Annotated in this window: 13 protein-coding genes and 1 pseudogene; 7 read left to right on the top strand and 7 right to left on the bottom strand. The window is 42.1% G+C overall.

The window, feature by feature from the left end:
- Positions 1 to 310: 310 nt before the first annotated feature.
- Positions 311 to 1,537, bottom strand: coding sequence for an FAD-dependent monooxygenase (locus H6G76_RS23020; protein ID WP_190706137.1), 1,227 nt, complete (start codon positions 1,535 to 1,537; stop codon positions 311 to 313).
- Positions 1,538 to 1,811: 274 nt separating this feature from the next.
- Between H6G76_RS23020 and H6G76_RS23015 the strand changes: the two genes are divergently transcribed.
- Entirely contained in the window at positions 1,812 to 2,645 is an 834-nt protein-coding gene (locus H6G76_RS23015; RefSeq protein ID WP_190706064.1) for a DUF6920 family protein, read from the top strand.
- Here H6G76_RS23015 and H6G76_RS23010 read toward each other — a convergent pair.
- Positions 2,632 to 3,522 (bottom strand): alpha/beta fold hydrolase, encoded by an 891-nt coding sequence (locus H6G76_RS23010; RefSeq protein WP_190706062.1) that lies wholly within the window; start codon positions 3,520 to 3,522, stop codon positions 2,632 to 2,634. The two genes, H6G76_RS23015 and H6G76_RS23010, sit on opposite strands and share 14 nt — an antisense overlap.
- Before the next feature lie 134 nt (positions 3,523 to 3,656).
- Between H6G76_RS23010 and H6G76_RS23005 the strand changes: the two genes are divergently transcribed.
- Positions 3,657 to 3,848 carry a hypothetical protein gene (locus tag H6G76_RS23005; protein WP_190706059.1) on the top strand — a complete coding sequence of 64 codons (192 nt, stop codon included), beginning with the start codon at positions 3,657 to 3,659 and terminating at the stop codon, positions 3,846 to 3,848.
- Positions 3,849 to 3,982: 134 nt separating this feature from the next.
- On the opposite strand, the gene H6G76_RS23000 is transcribed toward H6G76_RS23005, so the two are convergent.
- The 4 genes from H6G76_RS23000 to H6G76_RS22985 all read right to left on the bottom strand — a co-directional run bounded on the left by H6G76_RS23000 (position 3,983) and on the right by H6G76_RS22985 (position 10,264).
- Positions 3,983 to 5,911: a transglycosylase domain-containing protein gene (locus H6G76_RS23000; protein ID WP_190706056.1), complete on the bottom strand. Its 1,929-nt coding sequence runs from the start codon at positions 5,909 to 5,911 to the stop codon at positions 3,983 to 3,985.
- Positions 5,912 to 6,322: 411 nt separating this feature from the next.
- On the bottom strand, positions 6,323 to 8,434 hold the full coding sequence (locus H6G76_RS22995; RefSeq protein WP_190706054.1) for a xanthine dehydrogenase family protein molybdopterin-binding subunit: 2,112 nt from the start codon (positions 8,432 to 8,434) through the stop codon (positions 6,323 to 6,325).
- Positions 8,435 to 8,552: 118 nt separating this feature from the next.
- Complete coding sequence (locus tag H6G76_RS22990; RefSeq protein ID WP_190706051.1) at positions 8,553 to 9,551, bottom strand: xanthine dehydrogenase family protein subunit M; 999 nt, start codon at positions 9,549 to 9,551, stop codon at positions 8,553 to 8,555.
- Positions 9,548 to 10,264 carry a (2Fe-2S)-binding protein gene (locus H6G76_RS22985; protein ID WP_190706048.1) on the bottom strand — a complete coding sequence of 239 codons (717 nt, stop codon included), beginning with the start codon at positions 10,262 to 10,264 and terminating at the stop codon, positions 9,548 to 9,550. The genes H6G76_RS22990 and H6G76_RS22985 overlap by 4 nt, the downstream gene beginning before the upstream one ends.
- Before the next feature lie 646 nt (positions 10,265 to 10,910).
- Between H6G76_RS22985 and H6G76_RS22980 the strand changes: the two genes are divergently transcribed.
- A complete protein-coding gene (locus H6G76_RS22980; RefSeq protein WP_190706044.1) occupies positions 10,911 to 12,071 on the top strand; it encodes an XdhC/CoxI family protein in 1,161 nt (386 codons plus the stop codon).
- Entirely contained in the window at positions 12,050 to 12,655 is a 606-nt protein-coding gene (locus H6G76_RS22975) for an NTP transferase domain-containing protein (RefSeq protein WP_190706041.1), read from the top strand. The genes H6G76_RS22980 and H6G76_RS22975 overlap by 22 nt, the downstream gene beginning before the upstream one ends.
- On the opposite strand, the gene H6G76_RS22970 is transcribed toward H6G76_RS22975, so the two are convergent.
- Positions 12,649 to 13,098 carry a hypothetical protein gene (locus tag H6G76_RS22970; RefSeq protein WP_190706038.1) on the bottom strand — a complete coding sequence of 150 codons (450 nt, stop codon included), beginning with the start codon at positions 13,096 to 13,098 and terminating at the stop codon, positions 12,649 to 12,651. The two genes, H6G76_RS22975 and H6G76_RS22970, sit on opposite strands and share 7 nt — an antisense overlap.
- 155 nt (positions 13,099 to 13,253) lie before the next feature.
- Here H6G76_RS22970 and H6G76_RS22965 point away from each other — a divergent pair, with 155 nt between their 5' ends.
- From H6G76_RS22965 to H6G76_RS22955, 3 genes and pseudogenes are all read left to right on the top strand, one after another.
- Positions 13,254 to 14,138, top strand: coding sequence for an NAD(P)-dependent oxidoreductase (locus H6G76_RS22965; protein WP_190706035.1), 885 nt, complete (start codon positions 13,254 to 13,256; stop codon positions 14,136 to 14,138).
- A 29-nt stretch (positions 14,139 to 14,167) separates the two neighbouring features.
- Positions 14,168 to 14,323: pseudogene (locus H6G76_RS22960) on the top strand (alcohol dehydrogenase); the annotation flags it as partial.
- A gap of 25 nt (positions 14,324 to 14,348) precedes the next feature.
- Positions 14,349 to 15,023: an HAD family phosphatase gene (locus H6G76_RS22955; protein WP_190706032.1), complete on the top strand. Its 675-nt coding sequence runs from the start codon at positions 14,349 to 14,351 to the stop codon at positions 15,021 to 15,023.
- The last annotated feature ends 21 nt before the right edge of the window (positions 15,024 to 15,044 follow it).

Here is a 15,044-nt window from a genome sequence, read left to right as displayed (position 1 = left end):
TGGCTTAGATACTAAGCGTATTCCTACCCATTGTTACCTGTTTTCGTCAACTCATAAATGAATCATCATTACATAGGCAGACTTTTCAAGTGAATCAACTTGGATATGGCTGAGGTTTAAAATTACCTATCCTCAGAATAATGAATTGGATAAGAGACAAGTGTTACTCACTTCTTACTCGACATTGCGGTGTTTATTTTTTGCATAATTGATTGCCATCATTCAAGGCTTTAGTAACCTCAGTCTGAGTGCTAGCTATTTTGTAACTGTCTAAGACTTACGGAAAGGCAAAGCAACAGTAATCGCTATCTTATTCTTTCCACGAAGGTTGGTAATCAAACAGCCATTTAAACTGCAAGTCAGCTAACCAAGTAGGAGTCAGTTTGTAAATCCAGTTGCGGAGAAGACACCCTATAGCAGAGTTAGTTTGTCCAAGCTGACCAACTTGCCGAGAAGTAGTAAATACACGAGTTACGCGTTGGCTACGACTACTTTCAAATTGACGTAACAGCAACGCAATTTGATCAGGGCTTGCTGCATTAGCCAGCAACTTGACCAGTTCAAAAGCATCTTCTATGGCCATACAACCCCCTTGTCCGAGATTTGGTTGGACAGGATGGGCTGCATCTCCGATTAAAGTTGCTCTTCCTTTGCCCCAAGAATTACCTAAAGGTTGACGATCAAAAATATCATCTCGATAAATGCTTTCGTTTTCTAATACTTTGAGGATAGAAGGTACAGGTTCAGCATAATCTGAAAATATTAAATTCAAAGCATTTAAAGCACCCCCAACTGAATCGTCATTTCCACCCTGTTCGCTATTACTGAAAGCATAAAAAGAGAACTGCCCTCTACCCACATCAAAATATCCAAAGCGATTTCCTTGACCCCACAATTCCATCCAACTATATTCTTTATTCAATGGAAGACTTGAGCCGTTGAATAAACCTCTCCAGCAGCACATCCCACTGTAAACTGGCTCCTCTAATCTTTGTTGCCCAGACAAACTTGCACGTACTCGTGAATAAAGACCATCTGCACCTACTAATATGTCGCCGTCTGTTGTACTGCCATCTTGAAAGTAAACTCTTACTCCATCTTCAGTTTCTTCAAATTTCTCAAAAGTCTTATCAGTATGTACTATTTCTGACGGTAATGCTTCATACAGAATTTGTTGTAACTCTCCCCTGGAAAGACATACACCTAAGTCTTCTTCGTCAGCCATTTTTGGGGAGCTAATGTACAGTGGAGTTCCATCTTTGCTAGAAAAAGCACCCTTGAAGATTGTGCCACCCTGGGCATAAAAGCGTTGGTAAATTTTACCTAAATAAAGAAGTTGATAAACTCGTATGGCATTTCTTTGAATGAATATACCGCCAGGACCAGAAAGCATTGCATCTAGTTGACGCTTCTCGTATACCTCAACTTCAATATTTGCATCTAGGCAGGCGCGAGCTAAAGTTAACCCAGCAATTCCACCCCCAATTACAATTACCTTCGATACAGAAGGTTTGATTGCTTTCCCTAATGTTTGCATCACTTGTTTTAAATGGGTTGGGATATTTGTTGAAGATTATAGTATTATTGCATACAGTTTATCCTGCTATTATTGCTGCACTTAAATCAATCTCTATAATTTGAAGGCAATAGAGAATAGGGAATAGGCAATAGATTTGTTTGCCAACCATTTAGGGTTGCTACAATTGAATACTTATTAAAATATCTTCACAAGTTCCTCAAATTTAAGAGCTACGTTAAATTTGATAAATCAATGTGACATAAGTGATTGTGCAATCGCCCTTGAGGTCACTATGAGCAAAATAATTTTCATCAGCATTGCTGTTGTCCTAGTGCTGGTTTTCTTGAGTTTAGTAATTTTACAAATTAAACATAAACAAGACGTAAGCCAGATTGAAAAACTCCTGCAATCTGAGCCGACACAGCAACATTTTACAGAGGACATGGTTGCAAAACTGCCCGAACCTGTCCAACGTTATTTTATCCGGGCGATCGCTCCTGGAACTGTTCTTGCTACTTCCGTCCGGCTGGATATGGAAGGAAAATTTAGGTTAGCTCAAGACAAGCCCTGGTTGCCTATGCAAGCGCAGGAAGTTCTGGCTGCCAAAGGGTTTGTCTGGAAAGCAAAAATAGGCAGTGGATTATCGCAATTTCAAGGGGCTGACTATTATTTCAATCGCTCAGGGCGAATGCAATTTTCAATTATAGGATTAGTGCCGATTGTAAATGTGCAGAACCCCAACACACTTCGGTCTGCTATTGGGCGATTCGTTGCAGAGTTAATGTGGTTGCCTTCTGCCTTGTTACCACAACAGGGTGTGCAGTGGCAGGCAATCAATGACCACACTATTCAGGCACAATTGAAGGTAGATGATGAGCCTGTTACCCTTACATTTGTGATTGATACTAACGGCAGACTTTTAGAAGGTTACGCACTACGCTGGGGAGATTATACCAAAGACAAGAGTTGGACTTACATTCCGATGGGCGGCAAATGCTATGCAGAACTCACCTTTGATGGTTTTACAATTCCGGCTCAAGTCGGTGTGGGCTGGTGGTTTGGCTCAGAAAAATATTTTGAATTCTTTCAAAGCTCAATTAAAAACGCCCAGTTTAAAGATGATTGAGAAATCGCCAAATATGTTGAAATGTAATTTGTGGCTGTTCTATTTGAGGTGCATGACCGCAATTTTTCACCTTGATTAGCCGAGAATTGGCAATATCTTGCTGAAATTTTTCTGCGTCTTCTGGTGGCAGCATATCATCAGCTTCTCCCCATAATATCAGTGTTGGTTTATCAACCTGAGAAATTGAATCTGCCAATTCACTATAACCACCAGATTTAACATAAGAAATCATAGCATCATGCCAACTAGGCATTTCTTGGTGCAGCATTGCACACTGAATAGCAGAAATTATTTTTGTCTCGAAATTAGGTAAAATATTTACGATATTTAATGCCAAAATATGTCGTTGACGTAAGTATTCTACAGCCAAAAAATCAAAAGGAGGAAACAAATATCTGGTAAAAGTAGGACTAGAAGTATAGCCTAAACTATTAATCAATACTAGCGATTGCACAGCTTCAGGATAAGTGAGAGTAAAGTCAATTGCTGCTGCACCTCCCATTGATGCACCTACGAGTACGATAGGTTGATTAATTAAAGTTTTCCAAAATTTGTAAAGGTGAATTTTGATTACATCTGGGCTGTATGAGATTCCTTTTGGCCTTTGTGTAAAACCAAAACCCAATAAATCTACAGCCCATGTTTCATTTTTAGCGGCAAGTAATGGCAACAGAAGTCGAAATTCTAAGATGGAACTGTCGAAGCCGTGCAGCAGGAGAATTGGTGTTCCTCTGCAACCTTTGTGAGTATATGTTGTGAGGATTGGCTTTTGGCTAAAAGAAGTTGCCAGGGCAATTGTTTCAATACTTTTAACGAAAGCGATCGCCTCTGGATCTTTAAGTTGATTAACTTGTGATGGCAGAAAATTGGGCAACATTATATTTATTTACGAATGATTTAGGAATGCTATATGGCTCAGAATATTATTTTTTAAGTTGCTGATACTGAAAAATTGAAATTTCAACCTATAATATTTTTTTGAACAAGTATATATTAATTGCCGAGGCTGCTATGACAAAAGAATATATGGAGTCTTTAGAATTATTGGTTGATAAATTAACTTTAGCCGCAGTTTTAGAAATGTTAGAAAGAATCTCCCATAAAAAAGCGGAAAATTTGAGAACTCATTGGCAAGATGAAAATTCTGCCAAGCTTTGGGATAAAGCAGCTAGACAAATAGAACAAATAAATATTGATGTTTAATCTAGTAATATAGTTTTCTGGAAAAGAAGTTGGCAAGAGTTGTATCTGGTTTGATAGAAGTTATCTCAGATTTGGCACAGTGATTGGGATGTTTTTTAAAGCGATCGCGCAGTTCGTCAAAATCAATGATAATTTTAAACTGGCTTAGGTCGAGGAAATTTAGCAGGCGGTATAAATTTCATCACTGGGACATCCTTAAGTGCCTTTTGCATAAAATCCTTCCACACAGGAGTAACCATACCTCCACCTGTGGCACCACTGGCTAATTGTTTGTTATCATCTCTGCCGACCCAAATAGCAGTAGTTAACTGCGGTACAGAACCAATAAACCAAATATCCTTTTCAGAAGAAGTTGTACCTGTTTTACCAGCAACAGGCCTACCTATTGCCGCACCTCTACCAGTTCCTTCAGTAACTACAGTTTGCATCACATCTAACAAGGCGGCTGATGCCCAAGGGTCAAGAACTAGCTGAGGTCTAGGAGTATTGTCTAACAACACATTGCCCCTACTATCACTAATACGGGCAATAGCCGTTGGCGGTGATTGCCAGCCATAATTAGCAAAGGTGGCATAAGCACTAGCCATTTCCAAAGGTGTTGCACCAATTGCGCCTAATGGTAAAGAACTGACGGCAACCATTGGACTTTTAATTCCCAAAATCCGGCAAGTATCGATAACTTTATTCATGCCGACAGCTTTGCCAATCTTAATCGCTGGTACATTTCGAGACAATGCTAAGGCAGTACGAATCGGCATTGCTCCCATAAAGCCGCCATCATAGTTCCGTGGATAGTACCAACCATCACCATCTCTATAGCTAACTGGAGCATCAACTATCGTTGTATTTGGTGTAAACTTGCCAGTAGCAAAGGCAGTATAGTAAACAAATGGCTTAAATGAAGAGCCTGGTTGACGCTGTGCTTGAGTTGCCCGGTTAAATTCACTCGTTTTTGAATCTATCCCACCCACTAGGGCTTTGATAAAGTGTGTGCGGGGATCAATAGATACTAAAGCCATTTGATTTTTATTTAACCCCCGTCCTTCAAGGGTTTTATGCCATTGCTTAATAGTTGCTTCTGCCATAAGTTGGAATTTGGCATCTATTGTAGTTTGTACCCGCATTCCACCTTTGAGCAATGCATCTCGCCCAAACTTTTTAATGATTTCCTGGGCTACGGTATTGGTGACATAAGGAAGGGCGCTACCTTGAAATGATCTGATTTTGCCAAGCTTGATTTCTTGCTGGAGAGCATCATAATATTCTTGCAGGCTAATCCATTTCATTTCCAGCATCCGTCCCAGAACTTCTTTTTGTTTTTGTTTAGCCAGTTTCATGTTCACAAACGGACTAAACTCCTCTGGGGCTTGAATTAAACCTGCCATCATTGCAGATTCGCCCAGAGTCAAATTTGCGGCTGATTTATCAAAGTAAGTTCGGGCTGCGGTTTGTACACCATAGTTATTATGACCCCAGTACACTTGATTGAGGTACATTTCTAAAATTTGGTCTTTAGTAAGAATTTGCTCTAACCGAATTGCCAGTACCGCTTCTACTATTTTTCGAGTAAAAGCACGCTTCTTAGATAGAAATATATTTTTCACCAACTGCATGGTGATTGTAGAACCCCCCTCCCGAACACCACCTGCTGTCAAGTTGACTATGGCAGCACGTCCAACAGCTGCGGGGTTAACACCGTAGTGATGGTAAAAGTTACTATCTTCACTTGCTAATATTGCTAGTTTTAAAGAAGGGGAAATTTGATCTAGCGGTACAATCTTGCGGTTGGCTTCTCCATGTATACCTGTTAAAAGTTTACCTTTAATGTCATAGATATAAGTTGTTTCTTCTGGGAAGAAGTTTCTTAATTGTCTGACATCTGGCAAATTACGAAAACTAACTGCTAAACCTGTCAATCCTCCAGCAAGAACAGAACTTGTCAGCATAGTAATGGATAAGAGAGTCACACCCGCTACTTGACTTACTTCTTTCCAAAACTCGAAGTTAGATGATGCTTTGTGAGTTTCTGGCTGCTGCTTTACTAAAAGTTTTGACGAAGACACGGATTTGTACCCCCGTACTTATAAATAAAATTAAAATTTATTCCTGGAAATTTCGCCCTACAGCTTTAGGCACTATTACTTTGACAGTGGCGAATATAAATAAATAATCTATCTTTGTGTAGAGTTTAATGGAGTGATGATGACAAGTCTTCTACTCAAAGACAGAAATTATCCCAATTCAAAAAATGTTTGCGACAGATAAACCCACCCGCCCAACGCCGTGGCATAAGGGTTGGGGAGGGGTTTATCTATTTGTTGCATTCTTTGTTTATTGGTATTAGAGCCAATACGGTTAGGTTAAAGGGGAAAGGTGAAGGGGGAAAGGGTCAGAAAAAACCTTTAACCCTTACCCTTTAACCTTTTCCCCAAACCAATTCTGAGTTCAAAATGCTTATCCGTACCGTATTGGTATTAGAGCAACTTGTCAGGGGTAATAGGTAACTCACGGATGCGTTTACCTGTAGCATGATAAACTGCGTTAGCGATCGCAGCTGAAACTCCGGTAATTCCAATTTCACCTACGCCCCGCGCCCCGCCTGGGTTGAATTTGATATCAGGTTCGCCAACAAACGCTACTTGAATCCGGGGGATGTCTGCATGGGCAGGATAGTGATAAGTAGCTAAGTCGTAAACCACAGGATAGCCAATATTAGGGTCAAAATGGCATTCTTCCATTAAGGCTTGACCGATACCCATAATCACGCCACCGCGTACCTGAGAGGCTGCTGTTTTGGCGTTGATGACTTTGCCAATATCCATTACCGATACCCAGCGTGTTACCTTTAACCGTCCAATTTCTTCGTCTATACTGACTTCACAAAAATGTGCGCCCCAAGATTGAAACGCCCACTTCTTGGCTTCGTCACCCGGTGCAGAGGAGGCGGTGGCTTCAAAAGCGGCCCTACCAGACTGACGCAGATTATTCAATGCTTCTTGTGCAGTTTCCGCCTTAGCAGTTTTGAGAACTTCCTTGCAGGCTGACATCACTGCTGGGACAAGCGATGCTGTCATCTGGGAACCACCAGCCAAGCCACCATCAGGTAATAACGAGTCACCCAGTTCTACCTTCACCTGTTCGACGGGTAAACCGAGAACTTCAGCAGCCGTCGCCGCCACAACGGTATAAGCACCAGTACCCATATCATTGCCGGCTGTGAGGATGTGGGCTGTACCGTCTGGAAGTAAACGGGCTTTGACTGTGGCTTTACCTCTCATTCCAGGGAATGTGGCGGCGGCCATGCCCCAACCGACCAGTTTACCGTCACGGGTGAGCGATCGCACTTGTTTTGGTCTATCTTTCCAGCCAAATTGTTCAGCACCGACGCGCAAACAGTCGGCGAAATGCTTGGCTGAAAATGGTAAACCTTTACGCTGATGTTCTTTGGCTTCGTTTTTCAGCCGCAGTTCCACAGGATCAAGCTTCAGTTGCCAAGCTAATTCATCCATTGCTGACTCTAACGCCCACATACCTGGGTTTTCCCCAGGAGCGCGCATAAATGTGGGTGTGCCTACATTCATGATTGCCAGTTCTTGGTTGAGCCGCAGGTTTGGTGCTGCATACATGACTGGCGTGATATTAGTACAAGGTTCGGGGAACACATCTACAGGGGAAGTAGAGGATTTTACTTCATGGTCAATCACAGTCAGTTTGCCATCCGCCGCTGCTCCTAAACGTACAATTTGCTCAGTTTGGGAGCGATGTCCGGCGTTGGCTGTCATTTGTCGCCGACTGAGAACAACTCTCAGGGGGCGTTTGATTTGCCGCGCCGCCGCTGCTGCTAGAACACCGTGCGGCCAAGGAAAAGCTTTGGAACCAAAGGCTCCTCCTAGGAAGGGTGTAACAATCCGCACTCGCTCCGAGGGTAGGCCAAACAGTTCTGCATAAGTGCGCTGAGTACCCATCACCCATTGGCTAGGCTCATAAATTGTCAGGGAATTGCTATCTTGCCAATGGGCAATAATGGCGTGGGGTTCCATCGGCGCGTGCAGTTCCGTGGCAGTCTTGTAGGTAGCTTCAATTTTGGCTGTGGCATTGTTCAAGCCTGCGGTATTGCCTTTCTCAAACTTTAATTCTTCACCAAATAAGGGTGGTGCTTCTTTATAGTTGGCTTTTTGGGCTTCTACCAATGGCTTTTGGGTAGTGTATTCCACCTTTACCAAATGGGCGGCATCACGCGCCTGCTCGAAGGTATCCGCTACTACCAAGCCAATAATTTGACCGCCATAGTGAACTTTGTTATCTGACAACGGCAACCGCGCCTCGTAGATTTTCGAGGTCATGAAGTCGTTAGCTGGCTTAAATATTTTGGGCGGGTTTTTGTGCGTAAAAACATCAATTACCCCTGGTGCTTTTTCTGCCGCACTAATATCTATACTTTTAATTTCGCCATTAGCAATGCTGGCGGTAATCAAATATCCGTGAACTAAACCAGGAATTTGATGTTCTGCGGCATAGATGGCTGTACCTGTCACCTTGGCGCGACCATCTTTGCGATTAACACCCGTTCCAATTACTTTATTCATAAGCTATTGCGCCTACAAGTTGCACTCAAATTGTGAATAAAAGACTCAAACTATCTCCTCAGCCCCCCTGCCCCTCTGCTCCCCCGCTCCCCCGCGGCCTAAACTACAAATTAGGTGTTTAGCTGACTACCCCGCCTCCCTTGGCAGAAACGGTGAGGGCGCGACGAATTGCCCGCTTGGCTAATTCCACTTTGAAAGCGTTGTAGCTCAGAGGTTTGGCTTGCTGTAAAGCGATTTCTGCTGCCTGTTGAAAAGTGCTAGAGTCTGCTGGTTTACCAATCAAAAATTTTTCGGCTTCTGTGGGTCGCCAAGGTTTGTGAGCTACGCCACCCATTGCTAAACGCACATTTTTAATTTGTTCGCCTGCCAATTCAACAGCCGCCGCTACGGAAACTAAGGCAAAAGCATAGGAAGTGCGATCGCGTAACTTCAAATACACTCCCGATTTGGCAAAGGGTATTGGCGGTAAAATCACAGAGGTAATTAATTCCCCTGGCTCCAAATTGGTATCTCGCTGGGGTGTGTTTCCTGGTAGCCGATGAAACTCTGTAAATAAAATTTGTCTCTGCCCTTTGGGGCCTGCTACTTCCACCACCGCATCCAAGGCAGCCAGGGCAACATTCATATCAGAAGGATTAACTGCTACACACTGGTCGCTAGCTCCCAAGATGGCGTGCATTCGATTAATACCAGTGGCGGCTGGACAACCTTGCCCTGGTTGCCGTTTGTTACAAGGAAAGGCAGTGTCATAGTAGTAGGGGCAACGGGTACGTTGTAATAAATTACCACCGACGGTGGCAACGTTACGAATTTGTTGTGATGCGCCCGAAAGAATGGCACGGGCTAAGATTGGATAATCTCGGCGCACATCGGCATTATCTACTACTGCTGTATTACTGACTAAAGCTCCTATACGTAAACCACCATTAGACAGCCGCTCAATGCGCTTCATCTCTAGGCGGGAAATATCAATTAGTTGCGATGGCTCATCTAAAAAAACTTTCAGGCGATCGACTAGATTTGTCCCACCCGCGATAAATATTGCGTTATCATCTGCCGTAGCTTTCTGCACTGCTTCTTTCACAGAGGTAGCGCGGGTGTAAGCAAAGTTTTTCATACTAATGTCTCCTCTGGTTCACTCAGCATCAACTCGGCAACTGGAGAGGGTGGTGTTTGTCCTGCTGCCTGCTGCACGGCGGCAACGATGCCGTTGTATGCACTGCATCGGCAGAGATTACCACTCAGCCGTTCTTTGATTTCCGCTTCTGAGAGTTCAGCTAGTTGCGGCGGCTGAGTTAAATCTGGAGTCACAACGCTAGCGCAGCCGCGTTTGATTTCCTCAAGTAAGGCAACTGAGGCGCAAATCTGCCCTGGTGTACAGTAACCACACTGAAAACCATCGTTTTCGATAAAGGCAGCTTGCACTGGATGCAGAGTATCACCCTTGGCTAACCCTTCAATGGTGACAATTTCTTTGCCTTCTTGCATGACAGCTAAAGCGAGGCAAGAATAAACACGCTCACCATCAATTAACACAGTACAAGCTCCACACTGCCCGTGATCGCAGCCTTTTTTACTACCTACCAGTCCCAGGCGATCGCGCAACGCATCTAAGAGCGTCACACGCGGCTCAATTGTCAGACTTTGCTGTTTACCATTCACATTTAATGTAACTTTCATACCATCTTCAGTACTTTGAGGGCTGTCTTTTGCAGTGCTGGTCTGATTGAGTAATGAAGGTGCTGCTATAGCTGTACCTGCTGCGGTTATTGCTTGTCCTAAAAACCCACGCCGAGATGTTTTTCCCCTGCCTTTTTTATCATTTTCCATTATTTTTACCTCTGGAGTAAAAAGGCTTGAATCGTAAAAATATGAACGACTTACATTGTCCTTTTAATTTTCAACCAACCTACATTATTAGTTAGCAGAAAACTGATAATTTTTGCTAAGACATACTTTCTACCTCTGACAAGCTTCAAAAATTTATTTCATCCATTTGTATGTAGATAACCAAATTCCGCAATCGATAATGTTTATTTTAACCAAAGTAATTTTTATTTAATCATAAAATTTTTTCTCTTTGAATTTCGCTAATTACCTATTATAAATATGATTCAAATTAATATTTTTATTTCTCAAGGTAGTTGTTATTTTTTGTCAAATATGCATATAATTATAATTATTATTAATTTGCTTGGTTAATAGGTTATAAATAAAATAAAACTTGTTCTAGCTGGAAAAACTATTTTCACTTGTAACTCTCATTAAAAAATGCAGAGCCTAGTTAACAGCTTCTAAAGTTAGAATAAATAGTTCAGTAGGTAGATAAAAACAATATAGGACTCATATTAGATTTTTGAAAAAATCGTACATTCTTAACTGCCTTCTTTGCTATTGCCTATTGCCTATTGCCTATTGCCTCTTCCCTATTGCCTGTCTCTATAAGCAGTTTGTAAATCAAATAGGATTGCTATATATGAACGAGTTACAGAATATCTTGCAAGCATTTACACATAGCCAAGAGTCTGGACAACGTACTGCTTTAGCAACGGTAGTACAAACAAGTGGTTCAGTATATCGCCGACCAGGAGCGCGAATGCTGCTAGTTGAAGATGGACAGATGATTAGTGCAATTAGCGGTGGCTGTTTGGAAGGGGATGTTTTTGAACGATCGCAATTGCTCATGTTTGAAGGTGGTAAGCCGATGCTGGTGAGATACGACACTACATCAGGTGAAGACATCGTATTTGGCTTTGGTTTGGGGTGTAATGGCGTTGTCGATGTTTTGATTGAATCTTTAGGCGATGAAACTGCTGTCAGTCAAATGTCTTTCATTCAGGATTGTTTGCAGTCTGGGCAAGTGGGGGCGATCGCTACTGTATTTAGAATAGAGGGAGCATCAGATCTTACAGTGGGTTCTCGACTGATGTTGAAATGGGATGGCACTGTTATCAATGGGATTGCTAATGCTGACATTGCTCAGAGAATAGAAACAGACGCTCATCAGACACTGAGGAAAAAACAAACTCGCGTACAATCATATACCCTAAAACAAGGACGAGTTGATGTGTTAATCGAGGTAATTCAGCCATTAGTACCACTACTCGTATTTGGATCTGGATATGATGCAGTTCCCGTGGTGCAGTTGGCTAAATATCTGGGTTGGCACGTGACTGTTATTGATGACAGACCAGGGTTTTTGAATGGCGATCGCTTTCCCCAAGCTGACCAAATTCTCTTGTGTGAACCTGATAATCCCGACTCATACCAACATTTGCTGACACCGCAAACGGTAGCAGTTGTGATGACACACCGTTATCTGAGCGACTTAGCATTTCTCAAAACTCTCATTCCGTCACCAGTGCGTTACGTGGGCGTGTTAGGGCCAAAACGCCGGATGCAACAATTATCGGATGATTTAGCCCAAGACAATATCTTGCCGACAGTTGGACAAAAACAACGAACCTATAACCCAGTGGGATTAGATATTGCTGCGGAAACACCCCAAGAAATCGCGCTTTCCATTGTGGCAGAAATTCAAGCAGTGATTAGTGGACGTTGTGGTGGTTTTTTGCGCGATCGCGTCGGTTCGATACATTCCCCCCTAGAGCAACCATGTCTGACATTGGTATCATAATCCTGGCAGCAGGTGCTTCCACAAGGCTTGGTCAACCGAAACAACTCCTGACTTACCAAGGTAAAGCACTAATTCGACACATTGCAGACATAGCAATTCAATCTCAGTGTCAGCCAATTGTTTTAGTCTTAGGTGCTTACGCCGAAACCATTAAATCTCATCTGACGAATCTAGATATCCACATCATTTACAACCAACATTGGTCAGATGGGATGGCGAGTTCTATCAAGTGTGGACTTAACGCTATTCAAGCTATTTCACCTAATATTGAGGCAGTTGTGCTGATGTTGTCCGATCAACCCTTTGTTTCACCTAACCTAATTAAAGAACTGGTTGCAGAATATCAAACTACAAATTCTCTGATAGTTGCCTCAAAATACGCTGATATAGTTGGTGTTCCTGCACTGTTTCATAAAACGTTATTTTCAGAACTAGCACTGCTTCAGGGTGATATGGGTGCGAGAAAAACCATTCGTCAGTACTATTCCAACTGTGTCAGCATTCCTTTTGCTGAGGGAGTCATAGATATAGATACCCTTGAAGATTATGAACAACTTCAAGAACATAGAGGCAACATTTACTGACTTAGCACGTGCCTTTTCGCAAACCAATTAAATAATATAGCTGTTCCGACTCCCCAAGCTGCATTAACTAGTAAACCTGTAATCATCACTCCTGGTTTCCCACCTCCTGCGATCGCTTGACCTTTCAATGGGGCCACAATAAACCAAGCAAGCAATGTCGGTGCTACAGCCCCAAAAATTAGCGATGTTAGCCAATAGTTTCTATTCACTGAAGATCGCAGTGTCACAGCCGCCCAAACTAATCCCCAAATTCCACCCCAAAAAGCCGCCGATAGAAATTGTGGTACGCCAAAAGGCTGTGTAGGTGCAGTTTGATAGGGTGGACGAGGTGCAAAGTTAATTGCATGAAGTATTGCTAGAACACCTTGGTGAAATACCAGCACAGCAATAAACCCAGCAATGAAGGCCAGCCCAAATCGAAATAATCTTGCTTGTTGAGTCATCTAATAGCTTGCTTTATGGGAATGAATTGTGATAAGTTGCTAATCACAGTTAAGTACACTAATTATATCAACTTATAGTAGTTTAGTTAATAACTCAATCACCAAAATCAGCAATAATAGTTAAAAGCTGAATACAAAGTATTATCAAGCTTTTTATGCCAATTCAAACTGTCGGTATTTTAAGTCCAGGTGATATGGGGCAGGCTATAGGATCTGTTCTCCATCAACATGGATTAAGAATTATTGCTGCTCTAGATGAGCGCAGTCCCAGAACAAAGCAATTAGCAGCCGCCGCCAATATCCAAGATGTGGGTTCTCTCACACAGTTGGTAATTGAATCTGACGTAGTGTTATCAGTTTTAGTCCCCGCCGCTGCCGCAGAGGTAGCCCAGCAAGTAGCTGAGGTTATAAAAAATGTAGGCAAACAGATTCTTTATGTCGATGCTAATGCAATTTCACCCCAAAAAGTCAAAAGTATTGCTCAAATAATAGAATCATCGGGTGCAACATTTGTCGATGCTTCCATCATCGGCCCACCTCCCAGAGTTCCCGGACGCACTCGCATCTATGCTTCTGGCAAACAAGCCGCAGAGTTTCAACAACTGAGTAATTATGGCTTAGATATCCGAGTCATTGGTGATGAAATTGGTCAAGCTTCTGGGTTAAAGATGTCTTACGCCGCCCTCACCAAAGGATTAACAGCAATTAGTACAGAATTATTGATTGCTGCTCATCGTTTAGGTTTGGACGAGCAACTATGGAAAGAAGTATCTCACAGCCAGCCAGCACTTGCTAGTATCCTGCTTCGTTCCATTCCATCTATGACACCAAAAGCACATCGTTGGGTAGGAGAAATGGAAGAGATTGCAGAAACCTTCAAAGAAGTAGGTTTAACTGAGCGTATTTTTTACGGTGCAGCTGATATTTATCGTTTAGTAAAAGATACCTCTTTGGGTCAGGAAACACCAGAAGAGTCTAACCGAGAACGTCAATTGAAAGAAATCATTACCATTCTTTCTGACGAAACTGCATCAAACTAAAACTGTAACGTCATTCAGGTTCAATCAAGATGAGTAAAATTCGTGCCGTTGTTGTTGACCCTAATGTGTCAGGACGTTTAGCACTGCGTGATGTAGATGCACCCACCTCTGCTGCGAATGAAGCAGTTATCCGAGTAGCAGCAATTTCCCTCAACCGGGGAGAAGTCAAACGTTCAACCACTTCTGTGAGTTATCAAATTTTGTAAATTCATGGACAAATTGAATTTAGTTATTTTTGATTGTGATGGTGTTCTTATAGACAGTGAGACAATCGCAAATAATATTTTGTTGGAAATGCTCACCGAACTAGAAATAGTTCTGACTATAGACGATGTGTTCGATATTTTTGTAGGCAAATCAATGTCTCAATGTGTAGAAATAATTAGAGAGCAGTTTGGTAAATATCCACCAGAGAACTTCACTAATGAGTTTAGACAACGAGTTCTGCAAGCTTTCATAACAGATTTGCTACCAATAAAAGGAATACATGAAGTTTTAAGTAAACTAAATTTGTCTTATTGCGTTGCCTCAAATAGTAGTCATGATTGGATAAATACAGCTTTAGATGCAACAAAATTATTGCCTTACTTTTCAGACAAAATCTTTAGCGCAAAAGATGTTCAACGAAGCAAACCCTATCCAGATGTATTTTTATATGCAGCTAAAAAAATGGGATTTTCACCTAAAGAATGTGTGGTTATTGAAGATACGCCAACAGGTGTGAGAGCAGGAGTTGATGCAGGTATGACAGTATTTGGGTATGCCGAACTAATTCAGCCAGAAAAATTACGAGAAGTTGGTGCATCTGTTGTATTTAATGATATGAGACTATTGCCCAAACTTCTAGAGCAGCAAAATCAACATTTTCTTAACAGTGCCAATTAAAAGCATAAGACTTCCTAGACA

Source organism: Nostoc sp. FACHB-152, from assembly GCF_014697475.1.
Lineage (GTDB): Bacteria > Cyanobacteriota > Cyanobacteriia > Cyanobacteriales > Nostocaceae > Nostoc_B.
This window is presented reverse-complemented; position numbering and strand designations above follow the sequence as displayed.

Bases quoted from the DNA above. Each gene is read 5' to 3' on its own strand.
- H6G76_RS23020 (WP_190706137.1), bottom strand. From the start codon at position 1,537: ATGCAAACATTAGGGAAAGCAATCAAACCTTCTGTATCGAAGGTAATT.
- H6G76_RS23015 (WP_190706064.1), top strand. From the start codon at position 1,812: ATGAGCAAAATAATTTTCATCAGCATTGCTGTTGTCCTAGTGCTGGTT.
- H6G76_RS23010 (WP_190706062.1), bottom strand. From the start codon at position 3,522: ATGTTGCCCAATTTTCTGCCATCACAAGTTAATCAACTTAAAGATCCA.
- H6G76_RS23005 (WP_190706059.1), top strand. From the start codon at position 3,657: ATGACAAAAGAATATATGGAGTCTTTAGAATTATTGGTTGATAAATTA.
- H6G76_RS22995 (WP_190706054.1), bottom strand. From the start codon at position 8,434: ATGAATAAAGTAATTGGAACGGGTGTTAATCGCAAAGATGGTCGCGCC.
- H6G76_RS22990 (WP_190706051.1), bottom strand. From the start codon at position 9,551: ATGAAAAACTTTGCTTACACCCGCGCTACCTCTGTGAAAGAAGCAGTG.
- H6G76_RS22985 (WP_190706048.1), bottom strand. From the start codon at position 10,264: ATGGAAAATGATAAAAAAGGCAGGGGAAAAACATCTCGGCGTGGGTTT.
- H6G76_RS22980 (WP_190706044.1), top strand. From the start codon at position 10,911: ATGAACGAGTTACAGAATATCTTGCAAGCATTTACACATAGCCAAGAG.
- H6G76_RS22975 (WP_190706041.1), top strand. From the start codon at position 12,050: ATGTCTGACATTGGTATCATAATCCTGGCAGCAGGTGCTTCCACAAGG.
- H6G76_RS22970 (WP_190706038.1), bottom strand. From the start codon at position 13,098: ATGACTCAACAAGCAAGATTATTTCGATTTGGGCTGGCCTTCATTGCT.
- H6G76_RS22965 (WP_190706035.1), top strand. From the start codon at position 13,254: ATGCCAATTCAAACTGTCGGTATTTTAAGTCCAGGTGATATGGGGCAG.
- H6G76_RS22955 (WP_190706032.1), top strand. From the start codon at position 14,349: ATGGACAAATTGAATTTAGTTATTTTTGATTGTGATGGTGTTCTTATA.